The 10,462-nt window shown below is 37.8% G+C and carries 10 protein-coding genes; 1 reads left to right on the forward strand and 9 read right to left on the reverse strand.

Annotated features, from left to right (window positions below):
• Positions 1 to 20: 20 nt before the first annotated feature.
• From Q0370_RS08400 to Q0370_RS08435, 8 genes are all read right to left on the reverse strand, one after another.
• The gene (locus Q0370_RS08400; RefSeq protein WP_299574563.1) at positions 21 to 782 is read right to left on the reverse strand and encodes a GntR family transcriptional regulator; all 762 of its coding nucleotides are present in this window, start codon (positions 780 to 782) and stop codon (positions 21 to 23) included.
• Between the two features lie 38 nt (positions 783 to 820).
• Positions 821 to 3,385 carry a DNA gyrase subunit A gene (gene gyrA / locus Q0370_RS08405; protein WP_299574566.1) on the reverse strand — a complete coding sequence of 855 codons (2,565 nt, stop codon included), beginning with the start codon at positions 3,383 to 3,385 and terminating at the stop codon, positions 821 to 823.
• Positions 3,386 to 3,455: 70 nt separating this feature from the next.
• Entirely contained in the window at positions 3,456 to 3,596 is a 141-nt protein-coding gene (locus Q0370_RS08410; RefSeq protein ID WP_299574569.1) for a hypothetical protein, read from the reverse strand.
• A 220-nt stretch (positions 3,597 to 3,816) separates the two neighbouring features.
• On the reverse strand, positions 3,817 to 5,799 hold the full coding sequence (gyrB, locus tag Q0370_RS08415) for a DNA topoisomerase (ATP-hydrolyzing) subunit B (protein ID WP_299574572.1): 1,983 nt from the start codon (positions 5,797 to 5,799) through the stop codon (positions 3,817 to 3,819).
• Positions 5,800 to 5,858: 59 nt separating this feature from the next.
• Positions 5,859 to 7,226 (reverse strand): tRNA uridine-5-carboxymethylaminomethyl(34) synthesis GTPase MnmE, encoded by a 1,368-nt coding sequence (gene mnmE, locus Q0370_RS08420; protein WP_299574575.1) that lies wholly within the window; start codon positions 7,224 to 7,226, stop codon positions 5,859 to 5,861.
• A 69-nt stretch (positions 7,227 to 7,295) separates the two neighbouring features.
• The gene (locus tag Q0370_RS08425) at positions 7,296 to 7,988 is read right to left on the reverse strand and encodes a R3H domain-containing nucleic acid-binding protein (protein ID WP_299574578.1); all 693 of its coding nucleotides are present in this window, start codon (positions 7,986 to 7,988) and stop codon (positions 7,296 to 7,298) included.
• Positions 7,989 to 8,751: 763 nt separating this feature from the next.
• Complete coding sequence (locus Q0370_RS08430; protein ID WP_299574581.1) at positions 8,752 to 9,114, reverse strand: hypothetical protein; 363 nt, start codon at positions 9,112 to 9,114, stop codon at positions 8,752 to 8,754.
• 13 nt (positions 9,115 to 9,127) lie between these two features.
• Complete coding sequence (locus Q0370_RS08435; protein ID WP_299574584.1) at positions 9,128 to 9,643, reverse strand: DUF559 domain-containing protein; 516 nt, start codon at positions 9,641 to 9,643, stop codon at positions 9,128 to 9,130.
• Positions 9,644 to 9,766: 123 nt separating this feature from the next.
• Here Q0370_RS08435 and Q0370_RS08440 point away from each other — a divergent pair, with 123 nt between their 5' ends.
• Positions 9,767 to 10,069, forward strand: a complete 303-nt coding sequence (locus Q0370_RS08440) for a helix-turn-helix domain-containing protein (protein ID WP_299574587.1) — start codon at positions 9,767 to 9,769, stop codon at positions 10,067 to 10,069.
• Between the two features lie 94 nt (positions 10,070 to 10,163).
• On the opposite strand, the gene Q0370_RS08445 is transcribed toward Q0370_RS08440, so the two are convergent.
• Positions 10,164 to 10,462, reverse strand: a 299-nt coding sequence (locus Q0370_RS08445; RefSeq protein WP_298079371.1) for a lipoprotein, incomplete at its 5' end; no start/stop codon positions are given.

The following is a 10,462-nucleotide window of genomic DNA, read 5'->3' on the forward strand; positions in this document are numbered from 1 at the left end:
ACTTTTTATTATTTGACTTTTTAAACAATAAAAATCGGTTTTTGGAGATTCTCAAGTATTCTAACTCCGAGTTTTCCAGTAATTCTTTCTACCATTATTGTATATCGCAAATCTCCCATTAAGACCAAGTCATAATTTTGAGCTTCGTTCATAATTGTCTTGAAAGTGTCACCTTTTTTATGAATAAGATTATAGTTGTCGCCAAATCTTTCTGTTAGGCTGCTTTCATCCTCTTCTTCAACATTTACACGCAATACATCTATTTTTTGCTCACCAAACATATGGAAGAAAGTAAATAATGTCTTGTTCGCATTATAAGCGCCATCATCAAGTAACATCAAGTTGTCCAATCTAAAGTCTTCTATGTTTGGCAATATAATTAATGGTTTAAAAATACTTCTTAATATTTCCTTTAATACTGGAGTTACTTTTTCATTTTTTACAAGTACAAGCAAGTCGTATTTTTTTAGTTCTTCTAAAACAATTTCTGCTGTTTCACCATCTTTTGAGTAAAAATTTGAAATATCAGATGTTATTTTATCCTTTAATTTTTTTACTGTTTTTTCTTCTAGTTCCCTGTATTCCTTAAAGGCATAGTTTGCTCCAATATTTAGTCCCATTCCTTCGATACTTACAGGAAATACCTCATACTTTAATATATCTTTGATATAGATAACATCAACATCAACGTTATATTTTTGCTTAAATACTTTTGCAAAACTAACCAATGGATATATTTCGCTTTCCGCTGTAACTAAAAATAATGCTTTTTTTTGTAACATTTTAACCACTTCCTTATATATGAGAATTTATATTTATCTTATTTTTCTTCTTCGGTTAAATCAGGCTCTTCTGTAATTTTTACTACAGAAGCTATTTTTTCATTATTTCTAACTTTCATTATTCGCACACCTGAAGCTGAACGTCCTATTACAGATATATTATTTACGCTTGTTCTAATTAGTGTACCTTCTGAAGTAATAAGCATAATTTCATCATTTTCCTTGACAATTTTCACATCTACAATTTTTCCAGTTTTTTCATTCAGTTTTGCATTGATAATTCCTTTTCCACCTCTTGACTGGAATCTATATTCAGAAAGTTTTGTACGTTTTCCATATCCTTCTTCAGTAATTGTAAGAATTCTCATTTCATCATTATTCATTTCTGAATTAATGATTGCAGCACCTACAATTTTGTCCTTGTCTCGAAGAGTAATACCTTTTACTCCAGTTGCCCCAGTTCCCATACTTCTTACATCTTTTTCAGAGAATCTTATGGCAATACCATTTCTCGTAGCAACAAAGATTTCATCTTCGCCAGTTCCGCTTGTAAGTCCGATATACATCACTTCATCTTCATCATTTAATCTAATCGCTCGTTTTCCAGCTTTCATAATATTACTAAACAATGTCAATTCAGATTTTTTAACGACTCCATTTCGTGTTACAAAGAATAAATTCTTATCCTTTTCAAATTCACGAACTTTTATTATTGTGCTGACTTTTTCATCATCATCCAGATTTATAATGTTTCCAATCAGTTTTCCACGTGCTTGTTTTCCAGTTTCAGGAATTTCATAAACTTTTATGCTGAATACTTTTCCTTTTGTTGTGAAAATAAGCAATGTATCAAGAGTTTTTGCTATGTACATATCTTTTACAACATCGTCTTCTATTGTATTTGTAGCATTTACTCCGATTCCACCACGTTTTTGTGAACGGTAAGTGTCAATTGCCACACGTTTTACATAACCTTTTTCTGTAAGTGTTACAACAACTTCTTCGTCCTTAATTAAGTCTTCTATGCTGATTTCGGCTCTTGCATTTCTGATTTCAGTTCTACGTTCATCACCAAAATCTTCTTTTAATTTAAGTGCCTCCTCTTTAATTATACCATATATTTTTGAATCGTCAGATAAAATTCCAGTTAATTCTTCAATTAATAGCATAAGTTCATTATATTCCTGATTAATTTTATCCCTTTCAAGTCCAGTAAGCCTTTGCAATCTCATATCCAGAATTGCTTTTGCCTGAATTTCTGAAAATCCAAATTTTGCAATTAATTCAGTCCGTGCAACATTTTCATCTTTTGAAGCACGTATAATTCTAATTACTTCCTCAATGTTATCAAGTGCAATTTTGAATCCTTCCAAGATATGAGCTCTATTTTTGGCCTTTTTCAACTCAAATTCAGTTCTTCTTGTAATTACTTCAAACCTATGTTCCAGATATTTCTGAAGAACCTGCTTTAAATTCAACACTCTTGGTGCATTATCCACAAGTGCAAGCATAATTACACCAAATGTATTTTGTAAATCAGTAAATTTATAAAGGCTGTTCAGAATTAATTCACTTTCCTCACCTTTTTTCAGCTCAATTACAATTCTGATACCATCTCTGTCAGTTTCATCCCGCAAATCAGATATTCCAGTAATTTTCTTCTGTCTTACCAAATCTGCAATTTTTTCAATAAGTCTGGCTTTATTTACCTGATACGGTAATTCTGTAACAATAATCGAATCTTTTCCAGTTTTTGAAGTTTCAACTTCCACACGTCCTGCAACCCGCAGTTTTCCACGTCCAGTTCTATACGCATCATAAATTCCCTGTTTTCCATTAATTATACCTCCAGTTGGAAAATCCGGACCTTTTATATACGTAATCAGTTCATCAATTGAAATTTCAGGATTATCAATCAATGCGACAATTCCATCAACGACCTCTCCTAGATTATGTGGTGGAATATTTGTAGCCATTCCGACAGCAATACCGTTTGCTCCATTTAGTAGTAAATTTGGAAGTTTAGCAGGCAATACAACTGGCTCATCCAAACTTTCATCAAAGTTTTTACGATAGTCTATTGTATCCTTGTTAATATCCGCAAGCAGCTCTTCAGTAATTTTAGCCATTCTAGCTTCTGTATACCGCATTGCCGCCGCTTCATCCCCATCAATCGAACCAAAGTTCCCATGTCCGTCGATAAGTTCGTATCTCATATTAAAGTCCTGTGCCATTCTAACCATTGCACCATAAACTGATGAATCCCCATGCGGATGGTATTTCCCCAATACATCCCCGACAATTCTTGCCGATTTTTTAAATGGAGTTTTATGGCTCATTCCCATTTCACTCATGGAAAACAAAATTCTTCTATGCACAGGCTTTAATCCATCACGCACATCAGGTAACGCACGGCTAACAATTACACTCATCGAATAATCCAAATAAGCCGCCTTTATCTCATCCTCAATATAAACATTAGATTCATTTGATAAATCTGTAGCCTTAGGCAACCCCTCCACAATGATTTCCCTATCATCATTCTCATCTATTTCTGTTATCTCTTCTTCTCTTTCATCGTCATCTCTAAAATCGTCTGACATCCTGCACCTCTTTTCTTCTCTTTTACTTTACAATTCACCTTCTCAAAATTCCACAACCTAACTTGTATATTTATCTATTATCTATTAAACATCTTTTATAAAATAAATTTTTGCTAACAAATGCTATTCCTATAATTTCTATATCTTCTTCTTTTTTTAAGCAAGGGAAATCAATCGCCATTTCCCTTGCATCCCTGGCTCGTCTAAGCATTTTTTGGAAATAAAAATTAAACTCGCTTTGCTCAAACAGAAATTTTTATTTCCAAAAAATCACGACAATTTTAACCTAGTTACAACAGTTGATTTAACTAAATCAAAATCAAACAAAATTCCGTTAGAAGAAAGTTTTGCGTCAAGCAGGTGTGCAGAGATATGGCGTCTGATACCTCTGCATTAAAAAAATTAATATAAATAAAATAAGAAAAAATGAATTATATATCCAAATTCCTTACGTAGTTTGCATTATCCTCAATAAATTTCCTTCTCGGCTCAACTTTATCTCCCATCAGAATATTAAACATCTTATCGGCATAGGAAGCGTCTTCCATTGATACTTTTAACAATGTTCTTACTTCTGGATCAAGGGTTGTTTCCCAAAGCTGTTCTGGGTTCATTTCTCCTAGCCCTTTGTAACGCTGGATTGTGTATTTTCTTCCTTCTCCTTCAAGTACTCTTGTCACTTGTTTCATCTGATCGTCTGAATAGGCGTATCTGATTGCTTTTCCGGCCTGAATTTTATATAAAGGCGGCTGTGCGATATAGATGTAACCTTCATTTATTAATTCTCTTAGATGTCTGTAGAAGAAAGTCAGCATTAATGTTCTAATGTGAGCTCCATCAACATCGGCATCTGTCATAATTACAATTTTATGGTATCTTAGTTTTTTTAAGTCCATTTCTTCACCAAATCCAGCTCCAAAAGCTGTAATCATTGCTCTAATTTCAGCATTTTCAAGAGCCTTGTGCACTCCTGATTTTTCTACGTTTAAGATTTTTCCACGAAGTGGCAATATTGCCTGAAATCTTCTGTCTCTTCCTTGTTTTGCAGAACCTCCTGCCGAGTTTCCTTCGACTATGAAAATTTCTGATTCAGCCGGATCTTTTGAAGAGCAGTCTGCCAATTTACCAGGCAGTGATCCTACTTCCAATGTATTTTTTCTAAGCACAAGCTCTCTTGCTTTTTTCGCTGCTTCTCTTGCCCTTTTTGACATTGCCATTTTTTCAATAATTTTTTCAGCTGCCTTTGGATGATCTTCTAGATAAAATTTCAAGTTGCTGCCAACAATGTTTGATACAATTCCTGTAACTTCACTGTTTCCAAGTTTTGTTTTTGTCTGTCCTTCAAATTGAGGCTCGGGTATTTTTACACTTATTACACAGACAAGTCCTTCTCTTACATCTGTTCCTTGAAATGTCCCATTTTTATCCTTGATTAAGTTCATCTGTTTTGCAATATCATTAATTGTTCTCGTAAGAGCAGTTCTAAATCCGCTAACGTGAGTTCCACCTTCGTGAGTATTTATATTATTTACAAATGAATAAACTGTTTCTCTTTGTGAAGTCGTGTAGTTCATCGCAATTTCCACTTCCACGAATTTTGCACTACGCTGTTTTTTCACTGTGTTTCCATCCTCATCCACAGTTTCTACTTCCTTAGCTTCCTCAATTTGCATTGTATCAGCCATATAAATCACATCATCAACGATTTTTTCCTCATCAATAATTTCATTTAAAAAGTCCTTTATTCCACCTTCGAATAAAAATTCTTCAGCTTTTATATTTTCAGCATTTCTCTCATCAGCCAGCTCAATTTTCAAGCCTTTATTCAAATATGCCAATTCTTTTAAACGTGATTCCAGCACAGAATAATCGTAAACTGTTGTTTCGAATATCTCATCATCAGCCTTAAATCTAATTACAGTTCCGTGTGCATCAGCATCTGCCACGCCAATTTCTTCCACAGGCGAAGTTGGCACACCACGCTGATATGTCTGTCTAAAAATCTTTCCATCACGTGTTACAGTTGCCTCAAGCCATTCTGACAAAGCATTTACGACAGATACCCCAACTCCGTGAAGTCCACCTGACACTTTATAATTATCATTATCAAATTTCCCTCCAGCATGAAGCACAGTAAGTACAACTTCTAAAGTTGATTTTCCAGTTTTGTGCATTCCCACAGGGATTCCACGTCCATTGTCAGATACCTCAATAATATTTCCTTCAAGTATCTTTACAGTAATTTTATCACAAATTCCAGCAAGCGCTTCGTCCACACTGTTATCTACAATTTCCCATACTAGATGGTGAAGCCCACGTGCTGAAGTTGATCCGATATACATTCCTGGACGCTTTCTAACTGCTTCCAGCCCTTCCAGAACCGTAATCGCCTCTGCTCCATAATTATTATCCATTATTTATTTCCTCCATTTTATCCAAAACTTTTCATATTTTTTATAAAATATAATAAAATCTATTTTCCAACACAAAAATTCCCAAATACATGATCTAAAATATCTTCGGACGATATTTCTCCGGTAATCTCTGAAAGTGAATCCAGAGCTTCTTTTAAATCTACAGAAATTAAGTCCATAGGAAGTCCCATATCTATTGTTTCAAAAATATTTCTTATTGCGTCTTTTGTTTTCTCAAGTGCAGTTTTATGCCGAATATTTGTAATTATTAGTTTTTCTGATGAGTTTTCCACATCTTCTTCTACAATATATGAATAGATTTTTTCTTGCATATCTTCAATTCCAATATTGTCCTTTGCCGAAATTTCAACAATATTTTCCAAGTTATACCCTTCAAGATTAATTTTTTTATTTAAATCAATCTTATTCAATAATACTATAACTTTCTTTTTATTTTCTTTTATCTGATTTATAACTTCTATATCCTCATTTTCGAGCTCCTTTGAAGCGTCCAGTACAAGAAGTACCAGATCAGCCTTTTCAATAAACTGCTTAGACTTTTCTACACCAATATTTTCCACAATGTCATCAGTTTTTCTAATTCCTGCTGTATCCACTAGAACTAAGGGAATTCCTTTTATGTTGATTATTTCCTCAATAACATCTCTCGTAGTCCCAGCAATATGCGTTACAATGGCACGCTCCTCATGAAGCAGGGCATTTAGCAATGTTGATTTCCCAACATTTGGTTTTCCCACAATAACTGTCTTTATTCCCTCTTTTATTTTTTTTCCCGTGTCATACGAGTCAATTAACCGATTTGCTTCTTCATACACTCTTTCAAGATTATCTCTAAGTTCTACTGGCAACGGATCGTCAATCCCTTCTTCAGGATAATCCAGCACTACATTCACATGTGCTGTAATATCTAGCAAAGCCTTCTTAAATTCATTAACTTTATCACGCAAGTCCCCTCTTAACTGATCAAGCGACAGTGATACGCTCTTTTCAGTTTTTCCCTGGATAATGTCCATAACCGCCTCAGCCTGTGACAAGTCTATACGTCCATTCATAAATGCTCGCTTTGTAAATTCTCCGCTTTCAGCATGTCTTGCCCCATTTCTTAGCACAAGTTCCAGCACTTTTTCCGAAACAAGCGTTCCACCGTGGCAATTTATTTCCACAATATCTTCACAAGTATAGCTTTTTGGGGCTTTTAGCCTTACAGCCATTACTTCATCTACTATTTTTTCTCCATCCTTGATAAATCCATAATTTAATTTATAAAAACCCAAATCAGCATTTGGGTTTTTTTTAATAAATATTTTGTCCAGTATTTCAAATGATTTATCGCCGGATATTCTTATTATAGCAATCCCGCCTTCACCTTTTGGAGTGGAAATTGCCGCAATTGTATCAAATAACATTTTATCCCTCTATTTTCTAAAATCATTTTTCAATTTTATTTTTTTACCTACAATTTTAAACACAATAGTTTAATTTTTTTCATCTAATTTTCTAATAACTAAATATCTTTTTGGCTCTTCGCCAACACTCTCAGTTTTTAGTCCTTCCATAAATGAAATTTCTTCATGAATAATTTTACGTTCACGTGCAGCCATTGGGTTCAGCTTTACGGCATTTCCAGTTGCTAAAACTGCCTTACCTTTTTTTCTTGCCAAATCTCTTAATGATTTTTCACGTTTTTCTTTATAATTGTTAGAATCTATAGAAATTTTCAGATTTTTAAATTTCTTAGTTGTACTGATTAAATATTCTAAGTTATTTAAGGCACTTCCTTTTTCACCAATTAAAAATCTCATATCTTTTCCATCAAGAATAACTAGATATTTACCATTATTTTCTTTTTTTACATTTATAATCTTTATATCTAATTTTGCATTTACTATAAATTCCTTGAAAAATCCTCTGATTTTATCTATATTTGTATCGTCCTGACTATTTTGAATAACTTTTTCTTCATTCTCAGAAGTTTCTTTTCTGTTATTTTTTCTGTTGTTATTTTTTTTAGAATCATAATTATTTTGATTTTTTATATTTTCATTTCTCAAAATATATTGTTGCTTTGCATGAGTATTATTATTTGCTGTACCATTTTCTATATTATTGGTGAATTTTTCTTTATAAAAAAGAAAAATACCCGATATTGTTAAAAAAAGTCCTGCCAAAATTTGAAAAGCAGAAAGAGGGTTTTCCTGTATATTAAAAAAATTATATACAATGGGCAGCCACCACGGACTTGCAATAAGAGTTACGCCCGAAATTAAACACATACTAGGAAATGTTTTTTTCCTAAATACTACTTTGAAAACATCCAAAATAAATTTCTGATTTTTCTCACTACTAAAAAAATTATTCATGTGAATTTTACTCGTATATCAACCAAAGCAAGCCGTAGCCCGCATGAGAGAGTGTGTGCGGTACGCACGCACGCGTTCCCCATTTTCCCTGTAACTCCAACCCACCGCGTGCGTGCCTTGCGGCACACATCCTACCGATGGGTTCAAAGGTCGTCTGAAAAAACGCTCGCGGCGTTTGTTCCATCTGCCTGACGATAAAGGCTGCCTGAAAAATTCCTGCTGTTGATGTTCGGGCATTCTTTTTCAGACGGCCTGTAACGCTTGAATCTGCTGCAACCTACTCCCTCCCCCGTGGGAGAGGGCTGGGGAGAGGGCATTCTCCAAATTGCGGCAACCTTTCCCAATACCCCAACCGCTCAAAATACAAGCCTTGCGGCTTGTTGCCCTCTCTCTAGCTCTCTCCCACGGGGAGAGAGGACGGGGTGGCTGTTGAGGTTAAGGGTTCTGCAAGGAAAACAAATTGTGCAGGCTGCTTTTTATAGTGGATTAAATTTAAATCAGGACAAGGCGACGAAGCCGCAGACAGTACAGATAGTACGGCAAGGCGAGGCAACGCCGTACTGGTTTAAAGTTAATCCACTATATTTTTCAGGCGGCCTACATCAACGGCCGTAAACTCAAGTGGCCTTTCAAACTGCCTGCAACCGTAAAACCTGCTGCAACCTGCTCCCTCCCCCGTGGGGGAGGGCTGGGGAGAGGGCATTCCCCGAATTTCGGTAACCTTTCCCAATATCCTACCACTCAAAATACAAGCCTTGCGGCTTGTTGCTCTCTCTCTAACTCTCTCCCACGGGAGAGAGGACGGGGCGGCTGTTGGGATGAAGGGTTCTGCAAGGAAAACAGGTTGTGCAGGCTGCTTTTTACTTTTCAGACGACCTTTATAAATGCTCAATTCAGGCAGCCTGCACCTTATAATTTTTAATAATTTAATCAAAATCAGCCATCTGCTACCGTGCAGACTGCTTTTCCAATTCCTGCAACACGCGCAGGATTTCTGCCAGCACATCGTTTGTCTGCTGCAAAATTTCGTGATTCCAAAAACGCAGCACGGTAAAGCCCAGGCTGTTCAGATATGCCGTCCGCGCGTGGTCGTATGCGGCTTGTTCTGTGTGCTGCCCGCCGTCTGCTTCGACAATCAGCTTGGGCGTTACGCACATAAAATCAACAATATAATTTCCCATCGGCTGCTGGCGGCGGAATTTATAGCCGTTCAGACGACCTGCCCGCAGGTGCTGCCACAATTTTGCTTCCGCCTCGCTCATTTCTTGACGCATGGCTTTGGAGCGTTGGCGCAGGGCGGGGTCGGTCAGCACCATAATGCGCCACGGCTGGGCGTTGTTGCTGCTGGGGGCGCGGTTGGCTTGGCTGATGAGAGCGTTTAATTCGGCACGGTCGATGGGGGCATCGGGGCGGAAACGGCGGGTGGAGCGGCGGTTTTGCAGCAGGTCGTTAAGCGGCATCATGGCTTCCTTCTGAGTGGAAAACCGTTATACTAACGCTTTTAAAATCAAATAAAAACAACGTACTAAAAAGTTCTCTACGCACTTTTTGGTAAGTTTTCCAACAAAATAGGAGCTTAACGGAGCATGCCTTCGGCAATTGAACTGGCGATGAAGCTGGTGGGCGGCAAATGGAAATGCCTGATTCTTTACCATTTGGGCGGCGGGGCGCGGCGCACGCGCGATTTGCTGGAACGGCTCGGCGGCATCAGCCCGAAGGTGCTCACCGAGCAGCTGCGCCAGCTGGAAGCGGACGGACTGGTGGCGCGCGAAGTGTTTGCCGAAGTGCCGCCGCGCGTGGAATACCGCCTCAGCGCATACGGGCAAACACTTGCGCCCGTGCTGGCGGCGCTGAAGACTTGGGGCGACGGGCACAAGGCACGCCGCTGAAGACAGTACAGCGAGACAGCACCGCATGAGTCTTCAGGAAAATTGCCATAAAAAAAGACAGCCTTGCGGCTGCCTTTCATTCAGGGACGACGGATTACTCAATCCAGGAATACCCCTCTTTCTGCATACACGCCTCAAACATATCGTGGCGCTTGCTGTCAGCAATGCCGGTATTCATGCCAACATCATATTCGCAGCGGCTGACCTGCTGCGCGGTCTCGGCGATGCTGGTGTTGGGACGTGACCAGTGCGGCTCCATCGGCGTGGGGGCGACGGTTTCCACCGGCGCGGCGGCCGTCACCGGTGCGGCTTCTGCCACGTCTTCCTTTTTGCTGGATGAACAAGCACTTAAAGCAAGCAGCGCGGCTAGGGTGAGCAAACTCTTTTTCATGG

It is taken from the genome of uncultured Leptotrichia sp. (genome assembly GCF_938036635.1).
Classification (GTDB): Bacteria; Fusobacteriota; Fusobacteriia; order Fusobacteriales; family Leptotrichiaceae; genus Leptotrichia; species Leptotrichia hongkongensis.

What these genes read in the sequence shown, in the direction of transcription:
- mnmE (WP_299574575.1), bottom strand. Translation starts at nt 7,226, where the DNA reads ATGTTATTTGATACAATTGCGGCAATTTCCACTCCAAAAGGTGAAGGC.
- Q0370_RS08435 (WP_299574584.1), bottom strand. Translation starts at nt 9,643, where the DNA reads ATGATGCCGCTTAACGACCTGCTGCAAAACCGCCGCTCCACCCGCCGT.
- gyrB (WP_299574572.1), bottom strand. Translation starts at nt 5,799, where the DNA reads ATGGATAATAATTATGGAGCAGAGGCGATTACGGTTCTGGAAGGGCTG.
- Q0370_RS08410 (WP_299574569.1), bottom strand. Translation starts at nt 3,596, where the DNA reads ATGCTTAGACGAGCCAGGGATGCAAGGGAAATGGCGATTGATTTCCCT.
- Q0370_RS08400 (WP_299574563.1), bottom strand. Translation starts at nt 782, where the DNA reads ATGTTACAAAAAAAAGCATTATTTTTAGTTACAGCGGAAAGCGAAATA.
- Q0370_RS08440 (WP_299574587.1), top strand. Translation starts at nt 9,767, where the DNA reads ATGCCTTCGGCAATTGAACTGGCGATGAAGCTGGTGGGCGGCAAATGG.
- gyrA (WP_299574566.1), bottom strand. Translation starts at nt 3,385, where the DNA reads ATGTCAGACGATTTTAGAGATGACGATGAAAGAGAAGAAGAGATAACA.